Raw genomic sequence first — 24,427 nt, forward strand, 5'->3', positions numbered from 1 at the left:
CGATAGGGTTTATTTCGCATGCAAATCTTTAAATTCTCTACACCTAGCTTTTAGAAAAAAGAAACAACCTCTACTATACTTGACGTTGTATTTTCTTAGCTTGATAGCGATGGGGTACCGCCACATCGCTATCAAGCTAAGAAAATACAACTACCCCCAGAACAAGATTTTGTGCTAATTTGTAATAAAAAAGCTCATTTTTTCGTTTTGGGGATACCTTAAAATTTTAAGTTGATGGGCATGGGATCCCGCCCACATTTTAACGAAAATATACGCTAAGCAAATTCCAACATAAAGCGAGCCGAATTTTCTACTCATAAGAAAAATTTCGGTTCGTTTTATGGTTTCATGACAAGTTGTTTACTGAACAATAAAGTTCTTTATTGGAACAGGCTACTTTCTTCAACAATCGGGCCAGATTGTTGAAGAAGAAATATAATAAAAATGCTTTTGATTGTTTTATTAAACGAATTAAACCGCAAAAAACAAGAAGAATTCCCCCCCTTTTACTAGTACACTAAATCCTATAAAGGGGGGAGATCATGAACAATAAAGCCGTTGGATTATTTCAAGGAATTGCGTTATATATTTCAGCTATTCTAGGATCAGGTGTCCTTTTTTTATCGGGGGTAACGCCCTCAATAGCGGGCCCTGCATCTATTGTATCCTGGTTTATCGTTATTATAATTAGTTTTCCGCTTGCTTATTCCTTTGCTAGTTTGGCACGGATATATCCTGATTCCGGTGGAGCAGCAACCTTTGTTAGAAATTCTTTTGGATATCATCTTGGCAATATCGTTGGGTGGTTTTACTTTATAACAGCAGCAGTTGGTCAAACGATTGTATCTTTAACTGGTGCTTTTTACGTCAGTCAGGCATTTGGATTTTCGCATTTTGAAACAATTTTAATTGCCGTCTTTATTTTGGTAATTGCAGGTGTTTCCAATTATTACGGCGTAAATGTTAGTGGTAAAGTTGCATTGATTTTAAGTTCCTTATTACTGATTCTTTTAGCGTCAGCTGTATTTGTGGCATTTCCAAGAATACAATGGGGAAATTTTACTCCCTTTGTTCCAAATGGATGGTTTTCTGTCGGGAACGCTATAATGGTTATCTTTTGGTCATTTTTCGGTTGGGAGGCGATTTGTAATCTGGCTGAGCACTTTAAAAGGCCAGAAAAAGATATTGTCAAAGGAGCAGTTATTAGTGCAGTTGTCATTGGATTATTATTTTTAGCGCTAAGCCTTGTCACTATTGGAACGGCCACGTATGGCAGTCAAGAAAGCAACCTGTCTCCTATTGGTGTTATAATGGGAGATACAGTAGGCGGAGGTGCCAAAGTCGTTACAGCTGTTTTAGCTTTAATTATTTGTACAGGGACAGCGAATGCTTTTGTAGCCAGCCTAACGCAATTAGGATATTCATTAAGCAGAGATGGTGCTTTCCCAAAATTTTTCTCAAGGCTGCATGCAACTACTCAAATTCCAAGACAGATGGTATTGTTTGTTATCTGTTTTTCGGTAGCAGGTGTGTTAGTGACAAAAGCTTTGTCACTAACGTTTGATGATATTTTGTTTATACCGACTTCTCTTGGGATTCTAGTTTATGTTCTTTCAATGGCAGCAGGCGTTAAATTATTTAGGAAGAACACACGGGCATGGTGGGCATCGTTAATCTCTTTCATTTTATGTTTGCTGGTGATTCCATTTTTTCAATTGTATATATTTGTTCCGTTAATTGTCGTGGCTATATATGCGATTTATATGATTTTGAGTAATAAGATTTTCGCCTACAAGGGAGGGTTAAATTCTAATGAAGGATCAAAATAACCTTTCCAGAGATACCATGTGGAAAGCAACAGTATCATGTGATTCAGCGTATGACGGGATATTCTTTTACGCAGTCAAGACAACTGGAATTTTCTGCCGGCCTTCTTGCAAGTCTAAGGTTCCTAATTATGAAAATGTATCCTTTTTTTCAAATGCGCACGAAGCTCAAAGGGCAGGCTATCGTCCATGCAAAAGATGCCGATCAGATCTAAATATAAAAATATACGACCCGTTCGAATGCGTTTTGGAAGATACTATGCGATTGATAAAAAATAATTATGTTCAAAACATGTCTTTAAATGAAATTGCATCAAGGGTAGGAGTTAGTCGTTTTCATTTAAATCGGATTTTCAAAGAAAGAACAGGGTATACTCCTCGAATATATTTAGAAAGGATCAGAGTTAAGAAAGCAAAGGAACTTCTCTTGACAACGGTCTTTAATAGTACAGAGATTGGTTATCAAACAGGCTATCAAAGTGTATCTAGCTTTTATAATGCATTTAAAAGAAATACAGGATTTTCACCGAGTCAATTCCGTGCTTTCCATAGTGGAAATACCGTAAACCAAGAACTTGACTGAATTCACGTTCTTTAACAAAAGATAACATGAATTAACAAGAGTGCTTTGTACTCATCGTATTTTTTGATAAATCATTACTGATTGATTAAAAGTAAGCAACTTTGTATTGAACAATAATAAGCCATTTTTTCTCTGTTATAGAATTGTAAGCTTTTTAATTCAATCCTCAACAAACGGGCAGGATTATTGAACAAGTTTTATGAACTTTAGTGGTAGCATCATTAGTGAAATGCTTTATAACAACTAATTAAGGAGGGATAGAATATGAGAAATAACTTTCAAATCGTTGCGTTACAAGAGAAGGAGTTTAATAACCTATTTCTAATGAACGAAGAAGTATTAAAAAGTATCGGGGCAGTCAAAATAATAGCAAATAAAAATCCTGGATATCCTTGCAGGATAAGTTTGAAGGATGCAGAGGTAGGAGAAGAGGTAATTTTACTGAATTACCAATATCATAGTGTTAATTCGCCTTATAAAGCAAGTGGTCCTATATTTATACGAAAGGGAGCAACTACTGCTAAGCTAGATGTAAATGAAATTCCGCATATGTTACATCATAGGTATCTATCTGTACGCGGCTACAATGCTGACTCAATGATTGTAGAAGCAAGGGTTACAGAAGGTGTCAATTTAAGAGAAAATATAGATGAAATTTTTGATAATAAAGAAGTAGAATATATTCACATTCTTAACGCTAAACCAGGATGCTATAACTGCCTTGTTAATAGAGTGTGAAAAAATTGAAAATGCAAACTTCTATTATCCTATAAGGGGTACCACCAATCGCTATCAAGCTAATTCAACAAAATCCCCCCTAAAATGTAAAAATACTCTGCTATCTAGTGAACAGTTTTATACTTTCCGAATAATAGTCAAATAAATGGATGATACTATACTTATATAATCATTATCAGGAGGATCTGCAGATTTGCAGATTCTTTTTTATTTTATCGAAAGTAAACTTTTAGCCAGCAGTTTATTTTCCTACTATTGATTTTTTATACGTATTTGTTGAAAAATCAAGGAGCTGCAAAAAAATACTATACCGAAATTTAGTTCGGTAATAGTAACGTGCATATAAAAGATCCCACTTTGGTATATCTCCGAAAGAGTCATAAAAATCTATGTTTTTTTAATTCAGTTGCAAACTACAAAACTTCTTTTGAAAGAAATGTACATACAAATTATATTTTATTCCATAACTCTCTAACTTTTGTTCATGGTAGTCTGATATTGAAAAAATATAATATTTGGTACGACATGACTTTGTTTTTTTATAAAGTTTTGTAATTAAACTATAATATTGTATTTTTTTTTGTATTATTGAAATTAGTAATAATAAAATGTATTATTGAAAAGCACAATTTATAATTCAAGTAATCAGGACTATGCGCCATTATAATTTGAACATTCAGAAATTATAATATTGTCTAAAAATGAGGTGAGATTCATAGAAACAGTACATATTAAATGGTATGGAATGTATAGTATAAATGATTTTTATAATAGGAAAGAAGCTTCTAAGAAGGGGATATTTGCAATCTCTAGAGTATGTGCTAAGAGTGTAACATTGCTATATATAGGACAAACCAAAAGAAGCTTTATACAAAAGATAAGGGAACTTAACAAGGAGTGGCCTTTCGATGAGAGCGAATTAAAGATTACATTAGGAATAATAGAATTTCCTAGTGGTGAAATTTACTCTGAAAAGAAGGTAAAAGAGATAAAATCCCTTTTGATTTTACGACATACCCCATTAGAAAACGAAACATCTTTATTATACTATAGAGGGAAATTTAATTTAAAAATTATAAATAAGGGAAGAAGAGGTTTAATTGTTAAAAAGCTTTCTACAGGAGATCTAATATGGACATAATTGGAATCACCTTTGAATAAAATTGAAGGTTTCTTAAGTGCAGAAGCTTATCAATTTTTAATGTATTAAACTATTTTGAATAACATATGTCAGATACTTGAAAAAACACAAATTTTATTATGATATGAAATCCTGTATGGAAAGTGTAGTTTATTTCTATTGTTTAATAAAAATATTAAGAATTTTAGGGATAATACATAAAGAGTAGAGGAGAAAGTAAACACGGAGGTTTGAAGAATGGGACAAGTAAGCAGATTTCAAGAAAAACAACAGAATCGTCGTCAAAAGGCAATTTTTAATATTGCATTTACTTTGGTATTAGTGACAGTTGGTATAGTGACATACCAATTGTTTACCCCTTCTAATACATCAACGAAAGCAATTGCTCAAGAAAAGAAAGTAACAAAGATAGAAGAGAAGAAAACTGAAGATAAAGAAACAGCAAATATAGAAGAAAAGAAAACCGAAGATAAAGAAACAGCAAAGATAGAAGAGAAGAAAACTGAAGATAAAGAAACAGCAGAGATAGAAGAGAAGAAAAATGAAGATAAAGAGGCAGCAAAGATAGAAGAAAAGAAAAATGAAGATAAAGAGGCAGCACAGCTAGAAGAGAAATCAAAAACAGAAAAATCGGTGAAAACGAACGGAACTGAAAATAATGAGGAAGAAAAAACGGCATCTCAAGAAAAGGGTTCTCAAACTAATCCTTCTTGGAAGCCAATTGGTACCGAGCAAGGAGCAAAACCTGAAATGAAATTTAAAGAAGGAAAAGTAGATTGGAGTGAGATGAAAAAAGCAATTTCTTATGCTGTTGATGTTCCAGAGAGCCAATTGATTTTCGATTTTATTGGGAATAATGGTAATAATAAAGCCTACGGTAATGTACGAGATAAGCAAAATAATAAAAAATATAAGGTTAATATTGATTGGGTAGAAAATCAGGGGTGGAAACCAGTATCTGTACAAGTGGTAAGATAAATAATAGAAATGTAATGATGTAAATCAGCTGTCCATATGGACAGCTGATTATTTTTTTTGCTTAGCGTATTTTTTTGAAAATGCTGGTGGTACCTCGTTGAGAAACATGAATTAAATCTATATTTTGTTTTATTTACCTCACTACTTTATCTATAACTTCTTTATATTTATAATAGTAATTAGTTTCAAATAAATAGTTGTACGGAAGAAAATGTTCCTTGTAAGTAGTAAGCATCCTTTGCAATTTTAATTTATAATTATTTATAAAAAAGAAAAGACACCCTAAGGTGCCTTCCTTCGACTTGAACCATCTTAATTTTAATAATATATTGGACTCCCATCCAAATATTATTTTACCATGTTAAATTGTTTTATTCATTGAGAAATATAGTTTCATTTTATATTTAAAAGAATTCTATAGGCTAGAACCACCTATTAATTAGGGGGAACTGACATGTTAAGCTAATATTATAATACTTCTAGAGCGGAAATTTTGAGCAAGATGTATACGAGCCACATATTAAAAAAAGACACTCTCAAGAGTGCCTCTCCTTAGCAGCCGAATCCGCCGCCCCAACAGCTAGCGCCAACGATGATTAATAAGATGAAGAGCACAACAAGTAAGGCAAATCCGCCGCCGAAACCACAGCCTCCACCACAACTACCGCCATAGCCCATATTAACTCCTCCTTCCATAAAGGCCATTTATTAATGGATTTAATTTACTTTATGTTTTTAAGGATGAATGGAGCAGGTCCTTAAAAAAATAAAAGGACTTTGGAAGTTAAAAAGAGTTGACGACCTTATTTTTGTCACCGACATTTCGTCTTCTACATATTGTATTTTATTCTGTGTATTGGGGGAAGGAGGATCTTATGGCTAATTCTGAGATGATTTTACGTTTACTTACGGATTTAAAGATTGAACAACAATTGCTGAAAGAACAGTTAGAGAAAATGCAAACAGCTGTGACTATTCTTGAAGAAAAATCAGTGACGCTTAAAGAAAAACCAGCGACTCTTAAAGAAAAAACAATGACTCCTGAAGAAAAACCATCTGTTTCAAAGCAAAGAGCTTTTTCTGGACGCCCAACATCTTTTCGTGATTGGAGAGCATCTAGTCAAAAAAATTAGGGAATGTTATGTGAAATGATAAGTAAAAAAGTACAGTCTGCTGTAGAAAAGACTGTACTTTTTTATGTTAGTAGAGAATGTTAAGGGAGACGTATTTATTTTGCCTATTCCAATTCCACTTTTAATTGGAGCTCTTTATCTAACGTATCATTATTAAATTTTAAAGTTAATCCTTGCGTGTTTTTCGGTACATCAAATACAATGTTTCCGTCCGAATGTTCATCAGGGCTAACAATACCAAATTTAAATGTAGAGGTATTTGCAGCTTTAAGTACAGATTGATGTTCATTGGAAATGTGATATTCTCTTCCAAATCCATCAATTAATTTAAAGTTGTTAATATCTAGTGTAATGGGTTCTTCTTTACGATTATAAACTGCGATGTCTAATACTTTAAAGACACCTTGTGCTTTAACTTCTCCAGTCCCTAGAACATCTAATGACTCGGCAGATCCCATTGACATGTATACATCAGAGGAATCTACATTGGTAGGAAGTTCTTTTTGCGAATCCTTGCTGCTAAGTTTGTCATTCTCTGTTTTTTTGGAAGTCGCCTGCTCATTTTTCGCAGGCGCATCATGTGAACTGCAAGCTGATACTCCAAACAAGAATGTGCTACATAATAATGATGCTAATAACTTTTTGTTCATCGTTTCTTCCTTCCAAAATAGAAGCACTTTTAATGAGTGCTATATATATTTGTCTTTATATGTATTACATTTTATATCTTATTATATTATTTTTGGAAATAAAAGGGAAAATGTTGTGCGTTTCTCTGATTCGAATTATTTATCTGTCTAAAAGTTGAAATTAAAATGAGCCCCATAAATGATAAACCATTCCACTAACAAAAAACACTAATCCTAAAAATAAAACAATTAAAGCAAGCATTCCATTTTTATTATGTTCCATAAAATTAGCTCCTTTTTTCATTTACTTACATACAAAAAGCCTTTAGTCGTAATTATGGCTAAAGGCTGTGGTCATTATACTTTTGTGGTCAATATTACTTTATCTAGCTGTATCTGAGTAATATTCCTCAGCAAGAAACTCTTTAATAAGTGATATTTCATTTGTATCTGGATTAAACTTAAATATTTTAATTTGATTAGATTCGCCTTTGTATGCAAATGTATTCTCACCAACTTGGGTCATATTGCTGGTGTTTAAGATAGGATCGCTACCGTGATCAGTAATTTCTACAGTTTTCTCCCGGTCCCAGAATGCAATGACAATAATCAAAATGATAAGACATACCCGTATAAAACGTAATTCTCTTGCAACAGGATGTTCCATCTGTTAGTCTCCTTTACTGTTTGATAGAGTCTGTTTATAAAAGAGATAATTCCTAGGAATATAAATAAAAAAGACACCGTAAAGTGTCTTTTTTATTTTAGTTATGCGCATTACTTAATAAGACGCTAGTTCCTCAGTCTGGCTATGAGTAACTATGTAGGGTAATTCCATTATAATATTTTAACCAGTAATGGGTCTATATGGAATTTTATTGATTTTCTTTTTGATTATTCAGAATGACTTACCGAGTATTTGGATGAGGAAAGCAGTGAGACAGAAGCGACTAAACTTGTTTTAGAAGAGTGTCTTTTTTGTATCATTGTGAGTAGAGTGTAGAGTTATATTTCCCTTTACACAAACATAACGGTATAATATAGTTAAGTTAAGTAAACTTAACTATTAAACGAAACGAAATAAAAGCATGGAGGATGCTATGACTAGAACGTATAAAGAAGTAATTAATGAAATGAATCGAGCCTATACGGAACTCTATATTTTACTATTTCAAGATTTAAAGGATGAGTTCGGTCTTACTGGGCAGCAAGAGAGCATGTTATTTCATATTCATTTAAATGAAAACACGACAGCAAATAACATTGCGAATACGTTTAATATAACGAAAAGTGCGGTGAGCCAAGTTTTATCGAAATTGGAAAAGCAACAGATGATTTCAAAACAAGTAAACCCTAATAATAAAAGGGAGTATTTTCTTACACTTGGTCCAAACGGTAGTAAGTATATAGAGCGGTTGTCTGAGTTAGATGATGTATTAATTGAGAAATACTTTTCTAAAATCGATATAAATGCCCTAGAGCAAATGACAGAGACGTTAACGAAAATAAATAAAGTGATATTGGAAGAAAAGCAGAAGGATCTTGATTGTAATGAGTAAGAACTTAGATGAAGCAATTAGTAGAAAGGAGGGGAAGCATGTGATGAGTTACATACCAAATATGATTACGATAGCAAATTTTGTGTGTGGGCTTTTGGCTATTCATGCTGTTTTCGTTGAGGATATGTACGGTGCAGTTATGTTCATTATTACAGGTATGGTCCTTGATTTGTTTGATGGCATGATTGCTCGGAAACTTGATTCTGTTTCAGAAATTGGTGGAGAGCTGGACTCATTTGCGGATTTAGTTACTTTTGGTGTGGCACCATCTATTCTTGCATATAATGCTTCGTTAAAAGATTTGCAGTCTATCGGGATGATATGCGCGCTCGCTTACAGTATTTGCGGAATGCTTCGGCTTGCGAGATTTAACACACAGCAAAGCAAACTCCCAACATTCATCGGAATGCCCATTCCATTCGCGGCGATGTGTCTCCTCATTTTATGTCGCCTAAATAATCCAGTTCGTGGCATTTGGTACAAGCGTACTCGCTTATTTAATGGTGAGCAAAATCAAATTTCCTCATTTTAAAAAAGATATAGCTGAAAGCTTGGATTGATAATACGGAATTACAATGAGAAAGATAAAGGAGAATAACATGATTCGTATGGCATTAAGATCATTCAACATACAAATGTATTGTTTGCTAGGCGTAATGTTATTGGGATGGCTCGTGACACCTTTTCGAGCCCAGTTTGTCGGGATAAGCATTGGCCTTTTGGTGAGTATGTACTGCGCCTGGATTTTAGGAAGGCGTATTGAAAAGTTCGGAGATAGCATTGTAAAAAAAGAAAAAGCACCGATGCTCGGAATGATAAATCGGTTCGCAGCCGCAATACTCGGCGCGATTATTATGTATGAAATTGAACATCATGAATTCATGTGGACATTTGTAGCTGGAATTATGGGTGGGTATTTCTTGATTATTATTAATTTGGGGTATTACAGTATGAGGGATGAGAAGGGATAGATGAGTAAACTCTCAAGTATAGAATGATATACTTAAGAGTTTACTCATTTTAAATTTATCTATTACTTGTTGTAACATATCCATTAGAAAAATCCCCATTGCTGTACTGTTTAGCTTTTTCAGTACGTCTAACAATATAACATATATATTCATTATTTTTGGAAATCTTAATCTATTAAATGTCCCTTTTTCGGAGGTCACTTCATTTCGCTAGAAGGTTTTTCTATTTTTCCCGAGAATGAACAGTAATATATAATCTAATTTTCGTGAATGTAATGGGGAGGCAGTAAAATTTGAACAGAAAAATTTGGTTTGTATTCACTTTTTTTGCTCTTTTAGTATCTGGTTATATTGTTGTCCAATATTCTATTATGGATGGATTTCAAACAGGGCTTGTAAAAGCGAAGCTTATGTTTGGATCTAAATTAAGTGATTTCTGGTATAGTATGTTATTTATACATATTACGACTAGTATAGTAGCATTAGTAATTGGTCCTTTCACATTATCCACTAAATTTAGAGAGAGGAATATCAACCGTCATCGAATAGTTGGGAGAATCTACATGGTTGGTATATTATTAGGAGGCGTTTCTGGACTATACCTATCCTTTTATGCTACGGGAGGATTGGTAGCGAAGCTAGGCTTTGGTTTGTTATCTGTATTTTGGCTAACATCAGCATATCAAGCGTTACATAGAGTTAAGAATAAAAAAATTAAAGAGCATCGGAACTGGATGATTAGAAATTATTCTTTAACCTTTGGAGCAGTTACATTAAGAATTTGGCTACCCTTGTTTATAGTTCTATTTGGAATAGAGCGGTTTGAACTTAGTTACGCTATTATTGCTTGGTTAGCATGGGTACCTAATTTAATTGTGGCAGAATTATTTATAAGAAAAAGACTTAATAAAGGAAAATACGAAGGAAATGAGGATTTACATTTTTGATGTGAATCTGCTGTTATATTGAGGACAGAATTCTTCAGTAATTCAATACTTTTATAGGTGTAAGCATGGCGTTACCTAACAACGAATAGCGGATTCCTAATAAGAGTAATAATAAAAACTAACATAAAATTTAAGAAAAATTTTATATTTACCCCACTTTTTATTTTAAAAGTTTTTCCTATCCTATAAACAAGTTACATCAAGGAGGAGACTGAAAATGAAGGAGTGGGGATTTTTTATTTTTAGTATATCCCCTATATTCGAAGACAAAGTAGAAGATTAAATATATGAACAAAGTACTGGTTCTTAAACTATATTCTAAAATAATAGATGAAAATGTAAAGTTAGGGGATTCCACATGCATACAGGAGTTTTGATTAGTTATTTGTATACGTATTTTTTCACTATAATTTTTTGTATTTTGTTTCAAATTGGATTTTATTTTAAAGCGAAAAGAAACATATCTATTCGGCATTTTCTATGGGTATATATTTTTCTGTTCTATCTTTCGTTAGTGTATAAGGTGACGCAAATCGCGACTGTATGGGATATAAGTAGATATGAAACGTGGATTCGTGTAAGTCAAATCAACTTGACTCTATTTGATACGGCAGGTAGTACGACGTATCTTTTAAATATTGTACTGTTTATGCCGTTCGGCTTTTTATTACCGACTATTTGGCCGCAGTTTAGAAAAATGAAAAACACCGTATGCGCGGGATTCCTTTTTTCATTGGCAATTGAGTTAAATCAATTATTAAATAATAGAATTACAGATATTGATGATTTATTTACGAATACCCTCGGAGCGATTGTTGGGTATGTATTATATAGAGCTTTATTTAAAATGATATTGAAAAGAGAGGGAAAAAAGCTTGATACGAACTCTTCTGTAGTCATAAAATACGAGGCTGTTTTTTGTCTAGTATGTTCATTTGTAGGGGCGATGTTAATTTATTATCCAGCTTTATTTGGAAGACCTGTCATCCTTCAGTGAGGTGATTACGAATTTCTTTTGAACGCTCGTGCGATATTTCAATTTGTAAAAAGCCTTTAACTTGTTATAGTTAAAGGCTTTTATCATCATAATTTTTACTTACCAATTACCCACTCTAACATCCACCTTCAACCACTTCACCCAATCCAAATCTTCTACCTTAAGCAAACTAAGCGAAACACCCTTCATATCTAAAGAAGTTAACAGCGTACCAACCTTTACGAATGTCGCTTGTAAACCTTCAAGTTCACACAAACGGCGAATGTCGTTTGCGAAAATGTATTGTTCCATTAATGGAGTTGCGCCGAGTCCATTAATGAGGATAGCGAAGTTGTCTTCTTTTCTCCAGCGATAAATGCTTTTTAGTTTGTTCATTAGTTCGATCGCTAATATTTCAGAAGAGGATAGTGCTTCTTTACGGTAACCTTTTTCGCCATGGATGCCGACGCCATAAAACACTTCATCGTCATTTAATGTGAATGAAGCTTTTCCTTTTACTGGATCGTTGGCAGGGGAAAGGGCAACTCCTAATGTGTGTAAGTTTTCAGTGATAGAACGGCCAAGTGTTGTTAGTTCTTCTAGAGAATGGCCTTCAAGAGCGGCTGCACCAAGTATTTTTTGAACGAAAACAGTACCAGCGACGCCGCGTCTTCTTTTATTAAAAGAAGCATCATCTTCAATTGAAACGTCGTCATTTACGATGATGTGGTCAATTTTTCTTCCTTCTTCTTTAGCGATCTGCTCAGCCGCTAGAAAGTTCTCAACGTCATCTTTAAAGTTTTTAATGATGAATAAAATACTTTTATCTTTTGGCATGAGGCGAGTAGCCGCTACAATTTGTTCCACTGTAGGCGGAGTGAAAATGCTGCCGTTTACTGCCGCTGTAAGCATACCTATTCCTACATAGCCAATATCAGCGGGTTCATGTCCGCTACCACCGCCGCTTATAATCGCGACGTTTTGCTTCAGTTTTTCGATATCTTTTACATAAATGATGTTATTTGTTTCGTCGTAATTTACTTTGTCGTTATGTTCAAAATAAAAGCCATGCAGCATATCTTGAACGATATTTTGTACATCATTCATAATCTTTTTCATTGCTTTTGCCACCCTTTAATTACTTTGCTGATTGCTCAAGTAATAGTAGTAATTGATTGTTTATCATATTTTTCATAAGAGAAGACATAATGGACGGGTTTACTTCGCATTTACTTTCAATCCAATCTTTTATCGTTCCAACGAAGCCGTGACTATAAAAGGAGGCGATCGTATTTTTTGTCTCATTAGAAAGGCTGAATCCACAGCTTACAGATAGTTCATCAATAATCTTCATATATAAGTTTTTCGTATGCTCAAATAAATAGTAATTAAACGAGTTTTGCTCAATGACTTTAAAAGCATTTCGGTAAAATTTTTGATTTTCATAAAAGTAATCAAATAATAAATCGAAAATGTTTTCCCATGTTTCATAATCGAGAAAGTCGATAATGTTTTCCTTCGTTTCTTCTCTATAAATCCAGCTTAATAGTTCAAATTTATCTTTAAAATGATAATAAAAAGTTTGCCTACGCATTTGACAGTGTAACATAATATCGCTCACTGATATTTTATGAAACGACTCTGTTTCCATTAAATATTTCAATGAGTTCGCGATTATTTTTTTAGAAATTATAGAAGAGGTCATCTGAATCATCCCTAGAATGTTAGTAATATAAAAATCCTATCCATAAATGAGAGCGGTGTCTTTAGACAGATTGTCCATTTTGTCCGTTTACTATAAAACGCTTTCATTTTAACATGGATAGTAAGAAGAAGATTTCAAATATATCACAATATATTAAAGGAATTGAGGGATAATCACAATGAAAAAGATTATAAACAAACCAGAAACATTAGTAATGGAAATGTGTAACGGAATGGTTATGGCTCACCCAGAGCTTGAACTTTTGAAAAAATATAAAGTTATTAAGAAGAAAGAAATGAACGAAAACAAAGTAACGTTAATTAGTGGCGGCGGTAGTGGCCATGAGCCGGCACATGCAGGATTAGTCGGAAAAGGAATGTTAGATGCGGCGGTGTGCGGAGATGTGTTTGCGTCACCTTCACAAATTCAGGTATATCAAGCAATTAAAGAAACAGCTAGTAAAAAAGGTACGTTATTAATTATTAAAAATTATAGCGGCGATATTATGAATTTCAAAAATGGTGCGCATTTAGCGACGGAAGATGGAATTGAAGTCGACTACGTAAAAGTGGACGATGATATTGCGGTAGAAGATAGTCTGTATACAGTAGGACGCCGCGGCTAACGTGCGCACAATTGGTTTAGCGCTAACGTCTTGTACAGTTCCAGCGAGCGGATCACCTACTTTCACACTTGCGGAAGATGAAATGGAATACGGCGTAGGTATTCATGGCGAGCCAGGAATTAAGCGTGAAAAAATGTTGTCAGCAGATGAACTAGCGAACCGTATGACAAATGATCTTGTAAAAGATTTAGGAGTAAAAGATGGCGAGGAAATCGCACTTCTAGTTAACGGTTTTGGCGGAACACCACTGCAAGAACTTTACTTATTTAACAACGCCGTTACGAGAGAACTAGCTGCAAGAAACATTAAAATTAATAGAGTATTCGTCGGTAACTATATGACAAGTATTGATATGGCTGGTATGTCTTTAACGGTAATGAAGTTAGATGAAGAGCTAAAAACATTACTATCAAAAGAATGTAATACACCAGCGTTTAAAGTAGATGGACCAGTTGAAAGTGTAGAGTATGTAAATGTACTGGAAGAGGCAGAAGAGAAGGAAATTTCTTTTGAACTAGAAACGGCAGAAGAGCACGCTGTTATAAAAGATAATGTTATCACATTAAACAACATGGTGTATCTCGTTGATAAAATGAGCGACATTATTATTAAAAATGAAGTACCGTTCTGTGAGCTAGATACGCATGCTGGCGACGGCGACTTCGGAATGAGTGTAGCAAAAGGATTTAAGCAATTAAAACGTGAGTGGCATTCTATTGTAGATCAAGAAAACGTAACGATCGGATCATTCCTTGACGGTTGTTCGATGATTATTATGGAACATTGCGGCGGCGCATCAGGTCCAATTTGGGGCGGAGCATTCCGCACAGCTAGTAAAGCAGCAGGCGAGAAGCGTGAGTTAACAGTGAAAGAATTCGCTGAAATGTTGCAAGCAGCACTCCAAGGTATACAATCTATCGGTGAAAGATCATTTGGTAGAGGAGCGGTAGTTGGTGACAAAACACTTGTTGACGCACTTGCTCCATGTGTAGACTCTTGGTTAGCTAGCGCTTCAAACGAGGAAGACATGAAAACTGCCTTCGAAAAAGGAGCAGAAGCAGCGGTCAAAGGAGCAGAGTATACGAAAGAAATCGTAGCTCGCATGGGCCGCGCCGGTACAGTTGGTGAAAGAAGCTTAGGCTATCCAGATGCGTGTGCACATGCACTTGGAGTTATCTTTACGGAGATTGCGGGTAGTTTGAAATAGGAATTGGAAAGTCCCTCTGCCTTAAGGTGGAGGGATTTTTATATAGTTGATATGTAGAAGACTTCTTTCGGTGCTCTCCCTGTAAAATATGAGTTTGTTACTATTTTTGATAAAATCTTATTTCAAAAATACAACTAATATTTCTCAACATTAATATATTGAAAATAGTTAGAATATTTAAGATAATCATTTGTGAAGAAGTAAATTATAAAAAAAGGGGGAATTTATTTTGTTACGTCGTTTATCTATTTGTACAGTACTAACAGCTTTTATATTTACTTTATTTACATTTAACGGCTCTGCTTTCGCGGCTACGAATACTACTGAAAATGAAACAGTAGTAGCAGCTTGTGCAAAGGGAGGTACGGTAGGTGTATATGGTGCAAAGATGCGCAGTGGTTATACTGTCGATTCACCTGTCTTACATACATTTAATGATGGTACGAAAATTACTGGAACATGGGTAACTGGTGAATATGTTCAAGGTCATTACAGTAATTCTAAACAGTGGTTAAAAGTTACATATAAAGGGATGACAGGTTATGTATCCCATACAACACTATATAACGTTTGCTCATAAAACTATGTACCATAATAGCTTTGGATATATTGAGCTAATCTCTTCTAGAGATTAGTTCTTTTTTATCTCTTAGTTTTTAATGGGGCATTTTTTGAAAAAGACCAACGATTCATTAAATCGATGGTCTTACGTTTATATAGTATTCATTTGTATCTATATCAAATTTTTCATTGCTTTTTGCTTATTTCAGATTTAGTTTGTTTGTGATTGCAGCTTATCAATTTTCCAGTATGTTTGTAGAGGGTCTAAAGAGCTTTCAATATAAAACATATATTCATCTGCGGTACGTGGTACTTCAAAAGCTATTTTCAATTCTACCGTTTCATTTGGTTTAACTTGTATATCAGAAGGGTTTTGATCAAGCACCTTTCCTTTATAGATCTTTCCGTCTTTTTCATCTTTTAAGTTATATTTTAATTCTGATAATCCAATCGTTTGACCTCGTACATTTTTTACAGAGACATTAACAATGACGGAATCGTTGCTAGCATTTAAATATGCACTTTGAACAGCGGTCAAGTAATAGCCTCCCTTAACACTCTCACCAACTAATAAAATACCTTGTTCCAAGCGGCTTATCTCTTCTTTTTCTTCAAAATTTATTAATTCTTCATTTTCATTTTTTGCGGTTGGTTCTTCTATTGGACCATTTTCAACGGCACTATCTGTTTTATCTTGTGTGCAAGCAGCCGTAATACTGACTAATACTAGAATGAAAGTAAGTAATATAGATAATTTTCTCATAAAATTTATCTGTCTCCTTAAGTTTCTCAATTTTGTGCAGCTATACATATAAGATTAACATAATGTCTCATTATTGGCTCAAAATAGGGGATCTTTTAGACATCTTATTCTTTTTACTTTTAATATACATTCGATTGGTTCTCGCGATATTTGTTAATCTTTTAAAACATTGGCTTAGTAATACCAAGGGTTATTATAAATATATTAATTACATAATTTGTCCATATCAAAATGAACGTTTTTTGCATTTAATATATTGTAAATATATTTTATTTTGGAAGGATCTGATTATATGGCTCATAAATCTACTGGAGTGTTTCGAGTTCCAGTTTCTGAAAATGGGATTATTCCAACTGCTCTCAACATTATGTTAAACAATGATTCACGCTGCCATACTAGTAATGTAACGGTAACTGTTAAGAGAAGTCGAAACACCTTTTTCCCAACTCAAAATGAATTAGTTGAAATCTCTCGTACTTTTGTTTCTTTAGAACCAAACAGAACAACTAAGATTGTGTTGTTTACTCCAGAATTTCAAATAGAAGATTTCCTTGATGTCATCATTAGTGGAAATAAAGAGGATGTTAAGGATGTTCTTGTATATTCTTTCTTAGCAGATTCAGTAGGTCACAATCTGCCATCTACTGTTTTCAGAAATGCAGAATACACTTTTGCTTGCTGACACTGTGATAATGTATTCTTTACTGTCGTATATCTAAATTGAAATGTTACAAGTAGCACTTCACGGCATACAATCTATCGGTGAAAGATCGTTCGGCAGAGGAGTGGTAGTTGGTGAAAGAAGTTTAGGATATCCAGATACACATGCGCTTAGGGTACCTTTACAGAAATTTTGGGTAGCTTGAAATAGAAATTAGAAGATCCCTTCTACCTTAAGGTGGAGGGGTTTTCTTAATATTATTTTTTGATATATATTGCTAAGTATGTTCCAATAATTCATTCTATTGTATTGAGAATAATATCATCTACATCAAAAAAACGGCTTATAAAAGGAACTAGTATTTGAGGTGGGTTTATTAACGAATTTTATATATAGCATGAATGAAAATGAGATAAATAAAACAATATTCCTTATTATGTTTTTAAAAATTAATTGAGCAGGTCCTTGTAAAAATAAAGAAAAGACACCTAAAGGTGCCTTCCGCCGGCTTAAATTATTTTAATATTATCGATCTAAGTTTAAAAGCTATAAGGATTTTTTCTGTAGGATTTGTAAGTAGTTTTTATGAAATTATGAGTGGTTATTTTTGTTTTCGAAATATTCTTCTTTAATTATTTGTAATTTTTTTTCGTTTTTTGTTAATTCAAATATAAATAATGATTTTCTCATGTTATTAGCAACATCTTCTTCATTATATTGTTTAAGCTTTAATAAATTTGAACCTTTTCCATAGTATAGTTCACCCAATAAGTAAAAAGTATTTAGATTAATAGCTAATTGGATACCCTTATCAATGTATTTTATTGCTTCTTCGTATTGATATGTGTAACTTAAATTTTTTGCTAAATTATAAATGATTTTCAATTTAATTTCTTTATCTCTAGGAAAATCTAATTTGTTAAAATTATTTAAACATCTTTTAAGGATAGTAATACTTTTTTTGTATTCTTTGTTTTCTGCATGAAGTATAGCCATTGTATGTAGAATATCTATTTCTCTCTCTGATAAAAAATCAATATTGGTTACAGTTAGTTTTAGTGCATTATTTAAAAGAGTTAAAGCCACTTTTGTTGAGTTATTCACACAATATATAGCAATTGCTTCATGCCATATTAGAAATTGTTTATCTTCTTTTGTTTGAAAATTATTTGTGTATTTTTCTCTTGTTACTATTTCATAAAGCTCTTTATATTGATGTTGCCTTATGCAATCCCTCATTACGTATTTTACATTTTCTGTATATTTTAATTTCTTGTTTTGAGTTAGTGCAAATATACTATTTGGATCAACACCGAGTCTTTCTGATAATTGATATAACAATATGCTAGATGGATAAATCACACCTTTTTCGATCTTACTAATTTGACTTTGTGAACATATTCCGTGACATAAGTCGGATTGTGATATATTTTTTTTAATTCTAAGTTCTTTAATGGTAATACCCAAATCGTTAAATTCCATTTTTTCACCTACTATTTAGCACTTTATTAATATAAGAACATTCTCTAACCTTAATGTAATGTAAAGTTAATATAGTTGCAATTATTGTTTTAAAGGGCTTATCGTTTCTATAAGATGGTAAGATTTTTTTATGTACAAAAAAGACACTCTAAGGTGCCTTCTTGCGATTTGCTCCATTGTAATATGGTATTGGATGCCAGTCCAATTATTATTTTAACACGTTAAATAGCTTCGGTTATTGAGAAAAAAGACAATTCATTATTTGAATGCAAAAAGTCCTAGGGGGACTAGGACTTTTTGCTAGAATGAATATGATTTAAAAAAGGACTTATATAACGTAACATATGAATATTTCGTTAATGTATCAAAAAAGTGAACAAAAGCGTTAATTTAAATAAAAAAAGCTCCGCGATAAAAGCTGCGGAGCTTCATAAGGTCGAGTTATGTCGTACTCACAAGGGATTTTAACATGAATGTTGTGGTAAAAATACTGGTAAATTTATCCCGTAAAATCCCGATTGGTTTAACTAATAATCAGTGGGGGATGAATAAAACTCTCACTGATTAAAGTTTCACTTCATTCGAAGGAATTCATGTTTTATAAATTAGATTATGAGAGTTGATATTCTCCATATTGACCAGAAAAGAACTAAAAATTCTAGTGAAATTCCAAGTGTTCGTTTCCTAGTTTTTTGAAATTCTTTTATTAAATAGCCAACAGCACTAATTGCTATAAGAATGAAAAGAATAAGTTCGAGTGTAACTGGCATTTTATCTACCCCTAATACTGTAATTTATTATATAAAGATTATAAGATATTTTTGTGGCTAGTGGTGAAAAATTCAATAGAACTATTTCTAAATGGAGTAAACCTTTCAACGGACCAAGCAAAGGTCAATACAAAAAGTGTTATACAATATACGCATGGAGAGCCGTGGGGCTAAAGAAATATTGGAGTATAAAGAGTTGTTAGATCAAAGGATTATTACAGAAGAAGAGTTCGAAGTGTAGAAAAAAGTAATTATTAGGTATATAGATGAAACGCTCAAATGAGCGTTTTTTTTATTTATATATTCGCAAGTAAAATAACATAATATTACTATGAATCCTTATAACAATATGAATTTTTGCATATTTTAAAATTCAATATATCCCTCAAAAACTTTTAATTGTATAATATATTTTGTCATATTTTTAGATTTTTCGACATAAACCAACAAAAATAGAGAACGTATTGGGAGAAGACATTATGTATACAAAACTATTAAAATCAATTACATCATTATCACTGATTGGTGGTGCGTTGTTATATACAAATGGCAGCGATGTAAAAGCTGCTGAAGTGGGTGTTTTTTCTGATGTGCCGACATCACATTGGTCATATCCTGCGATTAAAGATTTAGCGAGTAAGAATATTATTTCCGGTTATGGAAATGGGATATTTGGTTTTGGAGATGTTGCGACAAGGGAGCAAGTTGCGGCTTTAATTTATCGAGTGTTAGTACCGAATAAACAAGGCGGTTCGTTTAGTAATGATGGAACTCGTTACGTATTAAAGGATGGGTCTACGTTTAAAAATCCTTACGGTGATATTAATCAAAGTTCTACAATGTTTCCAGAAGAGGTATTAACTTTAACGAATTTAGGAGTTTTTAAAGGTGATGAAAATGGCCAATTTAGACCGAAAGCTTCTGTGAATCGTGCGGAAATGGCACAAATTCTTACGAATGCTTTCCATCTTGCGGCAAAACAAAAACATACCTTTAAGGATGTTCCAAATCCATTTTGGGCAGAAAATGCAATTAGTGCAGTGCAGTCAAATGGAATCGCAGATGGCACAGGGAACGGGAATTTTGAACCGTATGGCACAGTAACACGTGAACAGTATGCGCAGTTTTTATATAAAACTTTGAAGTATAAAAATGCTGATGTGAAAGATACAGGGGATGCGGCATTATTAAAAGCGTTTAAAGAGGAAGTACAAAAGCGTATTAATACATACGAGACAAATATTACACTGCCATATAAAACGAAAAATAATAATACAAACGAAGTGATGAATACACTTTTTAACGCATATAAAGAAGTGGCAAGTAAAAATGAGTATACAAATAATAATAGATCGAATGTTTCATATGGGCTTTCTGGATCACCTGGAAATTATACGTTTACGCTTAAGATTACATATCGTGAAACGAAAGAACAGACGGAATATGTCATGAAACAAGCGAAAGCAATCGTTTCTTCTATTACTCAAGTTGGAATGGATGATCACGAAAAAGTGAAGGCGATTCATGATTACGTAGTAAAGCATGTTTCTTATGATACGTCTTATAAAGCTTATACAGCATATGAAGCACTTGTAAATCGTTCTGCGGTTTGCCAAGGTTACGCACTATTAACTTATCAATTATTAAAAGAAGCAGGAATTGAAAATCATTTCGTGACAGGAACTGGGGACGGACAACCTCATGCTTGGAATTTAGTGAAAATCGAAAACAAATGGTATCACCTTGATACAACATTCGATGATCCGGTTCCAGATGAGCAGGGCCGCGTAACGTATTCGTATTTCAATTTATCAGATGAACAAATCGCAAAAAATCATGAGTGGAACCGCGGAGACTATCCGCAAGCGACAACAAATTATTATAGTACACTGACAAATAAAATTGCGGCAGGTAGTAAGAAAACGCCTGCATATCAGCAAATATTAAAAGATACAAAGTTAAACTATCTAGGAAATGAATATATTGCAAATAATTATACTGAATTAAAAAATAAAATGCAGCAACGCTATAGTGCAAAACCAGAGAAAATTGAAGTGTTATACAAGCAATCAATGAATGGTGCACTACAAGATGTGAAAAAGGTAATTGGCGAAATCGATTATCCGCAAGGGGCAAACCGAGTTTCTTATAAAGCGGAGCCGTACAATGCGAAAGAAGGGTATTCTTTAGTGACGATTACGTTTACGTATTAAAAACAACCTAGATCCTATAGGATCTAGGTTGTTTTTTATTATTCTTCGACAAAACATGACAATATACAGATAAATTCTTTGCTACTATGAGATGAGAAATCTTACATTAAAAAAACTGTTTAAAATAACTAATACAGATAGGCGGAAAAAAATGAACCGAAAGTTACTAACGGTATTAACATGCGGTACATTGCTTATGGGAATGGCTGCTTGTAGCTCAAATGAGAAGACTACAACTGAACCAAAACCTAAACAAGAAGAAAAGGTTCAGGAAAAACCGAAAGTTCAAACCATTCAAAAGCAGCAAAAAGATAGTTATGTAGTAAGTGAAGATGAACTCTCTAAAGCAGCACAGTCGATTGGTGAAATCCAAAACGAGCAAACTATAAATGATATGATGATACATATGTCTTTACAAAAACTCACATTCAATAGGAATAATCTTCATGTTTCCGGTACCCGTGATGTAGGGCGATTTCAAATGACGAAAGAAAACATTCAATACTTAAAAAACAACTTAAATGTTATTAATAATGATGAAAAACCAAAATATGAATCTATTCTGAACAAATGGTATGATGGAGAGTTCGAATCTGTAGTTAAAGACTTTGAAGAAATTCATTATTTACGTTCAGGAAAAAAGCAAAGTATGGAGGGATCTAAACTAGCTAAAAAAATTGATAGTGATGAAAAAGAATTTATTCTCCATTTCTTTGGTCAAGAAGGATTAGATATCCATAATAAAGAGTGGAAACAGGGCGAGTTATAGAAGTAAAACTGAATTTCTCTTCACTAGGAAGTACAATGTTTTACGGAACAAAAAAATAATGAAATTCCCTTAAATATAGTCCCATCCGGAGGTTGTCTATACTGAGATTCAATAGATACACAGTAAGGCTTATTTTTCTAGCCATTGGCACAAATGCTGCATTATCTATGTGGATTAAGCAGGGACTTTTAGGTGTCATCAATGCTATTATTTTCTTGTTAACCGCTGCACGGAAATCCAATACATATTATTAAAATTAAGATGGTTCAAATCGGAGGAAGGCACCTTAGGGTGTCTATTCTTTTTTATAAAAAGAAAATTGTACGTCTAGACGCATTTTAAATACAAAATAACCGATTCCTTATACGTTAAGAAACCGGTTATTTATTTCCCTACTTTTTTAGAGATCTTTTTCTTGTAATGGTTTTAAATGATTGATTTAAGGTTATAAACTTAAATCATAAATAAAAGATAAAATAAAAACTATATAAGAAATAAATGTAACGAAAACAAGGAAACATATAAACTGAGAATTAGATACATATTGTTCTATTCTTTTTTTCATGTTAATTCGTATTATTTTTCAAATGTGAAGTATCAATTGGAATTTGAGCTTTCCAAGAACCAATTACTTTTCCAATTCTAGTTATATTTACATCTAAAGTAAGAGGCTGTTTAAAAACGTCTTTTTCTTCAGTAGTTATAACAAATGTAGCAACACCTTCAGGTCTATCATTATCACGAATGCCTATTTTATCTAACTTTTTACCTGCTGCCATAAGTTCAAAAGGAAGATAATCATCTGAATCATGGATAAATGATAGTCTTCCGTCCGCTTTTTCCATTCTATAATGAACTGATATACGTGAATCTGCGATAAATACTTCTTTGAGATGTACAGTAATACCTTGATCTGTAATTTTTTCATCAATAGGAATATATTTACCATTCTTCATCATATCTTGTGTGATACCATTTTCATCTTTTATTCCTTCATTTACAACTTTATCATTTGTAATTGCATCAGAAAAATATGAGGCAACATTTGTAGCCGCCACTTGTACTTGTGGAATCATTGCTGCTGTAAAAAGTGCTGTTGCAGCTACTGCTGTATAAATGAAACGTTTTGATTTTTTACTCATGTTTGTAAAGAGTCCCTTCTTCTGTTGTTTTTTGTAATTTATATTAGAAACATTGTCTGACTTGGAACGACTTTCAAATGTTTTCCATGCTTGTTCTATATCAATTTTGATTTCTTGTGGTGAATTTGCAGACTCTTCATCTAGCATTACGTTTTCCCATTGATTTAATCTAGTGATTTCTACTAATAAATCTTGGCATGCTTCACATGTATCTAGGTGCTTTGTAAATTCCTTTCTTATATCATGAGAAAGTTCTCCATCAATATATGTTTGAATAAATCCGATATCATTACATTTCATTTGTTATGCCTCCTCCATTTGTTTATAAATCTTGCGAAATTTCATTTTGGCTCGGACCAATAATGTTCCAATAGAAGATATTTCAATTTGAAGTACTTCTGCAATTTCTTTATATTGAAAACCAGAGAATTTCATTAGTAAAAGGGTTCGTTCTCGATCATTCATTTTATTTAGTATCGTTTGGACCTTTGTAATTTCTTCTTTTCTTATCCAATCATCGTCTAATGATGAAACATTTTGTACTTCATGGTATTGTATTTCTTTATCAATCTTCGCTTGCTGCCTTTTTTTAGATCGAAAATGGTTATAGGCTACATAAGTAGAAGATTTAATCAACCATCCAGGTATGTTTTCAATTCCTTTCCAATCACTACGATATAATTGTAAAAATACTTCTTGTGCTAACTCTTCAGCGATAGATTGATCTTTAACAATCCAGATGATTTGTTTCACAGCGTAAGCATAGTACTGCTTAAATAAATCTTCAAAGGTCATATCAGAAGTATGACTTTCTTCATTTTCTATGGTTAACATGTTTGTTTAAACCTCACTTTCAATTTGATACCTGTATTATAGAGAAACCAGAAAAACAGATTTTGTGACAGTTTTTCTGGATATTTTTTATTATGTACTACAAAAAGCATTCGTCTAATTAAAAGAGAAATGCAAAAAGGAAATGAAAACATAAAAACTATAACTCTTGCAGTAGTTGTCTATTAATGCACAAGAAAACAGTTAGTTTGTTGCC

General features: G+C 33.0%; 23 protein-coding genes and 3 pseudogenes. 17 read left to right on the top strand and 9 right to left on the bottom strand.

Annotation, left to right across the window (positions count from 1 at the left end; all coding sequences use genetic code 11):
- Positions 1-542 precede the first annotated feature (542 nt).
- From MR169_RS15070 to MR169_RS15090, 5 genes are all read left to right on the top strand, one after another.
- On the top strand, positions 543-1,829 hold the full coding sequence (locus MR169_RS15070; protein ID WP_242319617.1) for an APC family permease: 1,287 nt from the start codon (positions 543-545) through the stop codon (positions 1,827-1,829).
- Entirely contained in the window at positions 1,813-2,409 is a 597-nt protein-coding gene (locus tag MR169_RS15075) for a bifunctional transcriptional activator/DNA repair enzyme AdaA (RefSeq protein ID WP_000654819.1), read from the top strand. The genes MR169_RS15070 and MR169_RS15075 overlap by 17 nt, the downstream gene beginning before the upstream one ends.
- Positions 2,410-2,673: 264 nt before the next feature.
- Entirely contained in the window at positions 2,674-3,147 is a 474-nt protein-coding gene (locus MR169_RS15080) for a DUF1203 domain-containing protein (protein WP_001245414.1), read from the top strand.
- 706 nt (positions 3,148-3,853) lie between these two features.
- Positions 3,854-4,288, top strand: a complete 435-nt coding sequence (locus tag MR169_RS15085) for a sodium:proton symporter (RefSeq protein WP_242319631.1) — start codon at positions 3,854-3,856, stop codon at positions 4,286-4,288.
- A 237-nt stretch (positions 4,289-4,525) separates the two neighbouring features.
- On the top strand, positions 4,526-5,266 hold the full coding sequence (locus tag MR169_RS15090; RefSeq protein ID WP_242319618.1) for a DUF1510 family protein: 741 nt from the start codon (positions 4,526-4,528) through the stop codon (positions 5,264-5,266).
- A gap of 552 nt (positions 5,267-5,818) precedes the next feature.
- Here MR169_RS15090 and MR169_RS15095 read toward each other — a convergent pair.
- A complete protein-coding gene (locus MR169_RS15095; protein WP_000540377.1) occupies positions 5,819-5,944 on the bottom strand; it encodes a YjcZ family sporulation protein in 126 nt (41 codons plus the stop codon).
- A 197-nt stretch (positions 5,945-6,141) separates the two neighbouring features.
- Between MR169_RS15095 and MR169_RS15100 the strand changes: the two genes are divergently transcribed.
- The gene (locus tag MR169_RS15100) at positions 6,142-6,399 is read left to right on the top strand and encodes a hypothetical protein (RefSeq protein ID WP_000013690.1); all 258 of its coding nucleotides are present in this window, start codon (positions 6,142-6,144) and stop codon (positions 6,397-6,399) included.
- A gap of 104 nt (positions 6,400-6,503) precedes the next feature.
- On the opposite strand, the gene MR169_RS15105 is transcribed toward MR169_RS15100, so the two are convergent.
- A complete protein-coding gene (locus tag MR169_RS15105) occupies positions 6,504-7,049 on the bottom strand; it encodes a DUF4352 domain-containing protein (protein ID WP_001035581.1) in 546 nt (181 codons plus the stop codon).
- A 361-nt stretch (positions 7,050-7,410) separates the two neighbouring features.
- Positions 7,411-7,695, bottom strand: a complete 285-nt coding sequence (locus MR169_RS15110; protein WP_149216070.1) for a YmzC family protein — start codon at positions 7,693-7,695, stop codon at positions 7,411-7,413.
- 433 nt (positions 7,696-8,128) lie between these two features.
- On the opposite strand from MR169_RS15110, the gene MR169_RS15115 reads away from it, so the two are divergent.
- From MR169_RS15115 to MR169_RS15135, 5 genes and pseudogenes are all read left to right on the top strand, one after another.
- Positions 8,129-8,587: a MarR family winged helix-turn-helix transcriptional regulator gene (locus MR169_RS15115; protein WP_000198946.1), complete on the top strand. Its 459-nt coding sequence runs from the start codon at positions 8,129-8,131 to the stop codon at positions 8,585-8,587.
- A pseudogene (gene pssA / locus MR169_RS15120) lies at positions 8,580-9,147 on the top strand (CDP-diacylglycerol--serine O-phosphatidyltransferase). The gene MR169_RS15115 and the pseudogene pssA overlap by 8 nt, the downstream one beginning before the upstream one ends.
- 39 nt (positions 9,148-9,186) lie before the next feature.
- Entirely contained in the window at positions 9,187-9,558 is a 372-nt protein-coding gene (locus MR169_RS15125) for an ATP synthase subunit I (protein ID WP_242319619.1), read from the top strand.
- Between the two features lie 293 nt (positions 9,559-9,851).
- The gene (locus tag MR169_RS15130) at positions 9,852-10,505 is read left to right on the top strand and encodes a DUF2306 domain-containing protein (protein ID WP_001080296.1); all 654 of its coding nucleotides are present in this window, start codon (positions 9,852-9,854) and stop codon (positions 10,503-10,505) included.
- Between the two features lie 358 nt (positions 10,506-10,863).
- Positions 10,864-11,502: a VanZ family protein gene (locus MR169_RS15135; RefSeq protein WP_000556843.1), complete on the top strand. Its 639-nt coding sequence runs from the start codon at positions 10,864-10,866 to the stop codon at positions 11,500-11,502.
- Positions 11,503-11,601: 99 nt separating this feature from the next.
- Here the strand turns inward: MR169_RS15135 and dhaQ are convergent, their stop codons facing one another.
- Both dhaQ and dhaS read right to left on the bottom strand, forming a co-directional pair.
- Positions 11,602-12,600, bottom strand: coding sequence for a DhaKLM operon coactivator DhaQ (dhaQ, locus tag MR169_RS15140; protein ID WP_242319620.1), 999 nt, complete (start codon positions 12,598-12,600; stop codon positions 11,602-11,604).
- A 19-nt stretch (positions 12,601-12,619) separates the two neighbouring features.
- The gene (gene dhaS, locus MR169_RS15145; protein WP_016117341.1) at positions 12,620-13,186 is read right to left on the bottom strand and encodes a dihydroxyacetone kinase transcriptional activator DhaS; all 567 of its coding nucleotides are present in this window, start codon (positions 13,184-13,186) and stop codon (positions 12,620-12,622) included.
- A 178-nt stretch (positions 13,187-13,364) separates the two neighbouring features.
- Between dhaS and MR169_RS15150 the strand changes: the two are divergent.
- A pseudogene (locus MR169_RS15150) lies at positions 13,365-15,018 on the top strand (dihydroxyacetone kinase family protein).
- Between the two features lie 229 nt (positions 15,019-15,247).
- The gene (locus tag MR169_RS15155) at positions 15,248-15,598 is read left to right on the top strand and encodes an SH3 domain-containing protein (protein ID WP_000946195.1); all 351 of its coding nucleotides are present in this window, start codon (positions 15,248-15,250) and stop codon (positions 15,596-15,598) included.
- 192 nt (positions 15,599-15,790) lie between these two features.
- On the opposite strand, the gene MR169_RS15160 is transcribed toward MR169_RS15155, so the two are convergent.
- Entirely contained in the window at positions 15,791-16,342 is a 552-nt protein-coding gene (locus MR169_RS15160) for a DUF4352 domain-containing protein (RefSeq protein ID WP_001228898.1), read from the bottom strand.
- Positions 16,343-16,634: 292 nt separating this feature from the next.
- Between MR169_RS15160 and MR169_RS15165 the strand changes: the two genes are divergently transcribed.
- A complete protein-coding gene (locus MR169_RS15165) occupies positions 16,635-17,024 on the top strand; it encodes a hypothetical protein (RefSeq protein ID WP_000940659.1) in 390 nt (129 codons plus the stop codon).
- A gap of 40 nt (positions 17,025-17,064) precedes the next feature.
- Positions 17,065-17,151, top strand: a pseudogene (locus MR169_RS28485) (dihydroxyacetone kinase, ATP-dependent); the annotation flags it as partial.
- A 443-nt stretch (positions 17,152-17,594) separates the two neighbouring features.
- Here MR169_RS28485 and MR169_RS15170 read toward each other — a convergent pair.
- The gene (locus MR169_RS15170) at positions 17,595-18,485 is read right to left on the bottom strand and encodes a helix-turn-helix domain-containing protein (protein ID WP_000395461.1); all 891 of its coding nucleotides are present in this window, start codon (positions 18,483-18,485) and stop codon (positions 17,595-17,597) included.
- Between the two features lie 1,249 nt (positions 18,486-19,734).
- Here MR169_RS15170 and MR169_RS15175 point away from each other — a divergent pair.
- Together MR169_RS15175 and MR169_RS15180 are read left to right on the top strand one after the other, a co-directional pair.
- Positions 19,735-21,468 (top strand): S-layer homology domain-containing protein, encoded by a 1,734-nt coding sequence (locus MR169_RS15175; protein ID WP_242319621.1) that lies wholly within the window; start codon positions 19,735-19,737, stop codon positions 21,466-21,468.
- A 151-nt stretch (positions 21,469-21,619) separates the two neighbouring features.
- Entirely contained in the window at positions 21,620-22,237 is a 618-nt protein-coding gene (locus tag MR169_RS15180; protein WP_242319622.1) for a DUF6241 domain-containing protein, read from the top strand.
- A gap of 566 nt (positions 22,238-22,803) precedes the next feature.
- Here MR169_RS15180 and MR169_RS15185 read toward each other — a convergent pair.
- Positions 22,804-23,679: a DUF4179 domain-containing protein gene (locus MR169_RS15185; protein WP_242319623.1), complete on the bottom strand. Its 876-nt coding sequence runs from the start codon at positions 23,677-23,679 to the stop codon at positions 22,804-22,806.
- Positions 23,680-23,682: 3 nt separating this feature from the next.
- The gene (locus MR169_RS15190) at positions 23,683-24,213 is read right to left on the bottom strand and encodes an RNA polymerase sigma factor SigX (RefSeq protein WP_000955515.1); all 531 of its coding nucleotides are present in this window, start codon (positions 24,211-24,213) and stop codon (positions 23,683-23,685) included.
- Between the last annotated feature and the right edge of the window lie 214 nt (positions 24,214-24,427).

Source organism: Bacillus cereus group sp. BfR-BA-01349, from assembly GCF_022663795.1.
Classification (GTDB): domain Bacteria; phylum Bacillota; class Bacilli; order Bacillales; family Bacillaceae_G; genus Bacillus_A; species Bacillus_A cereus.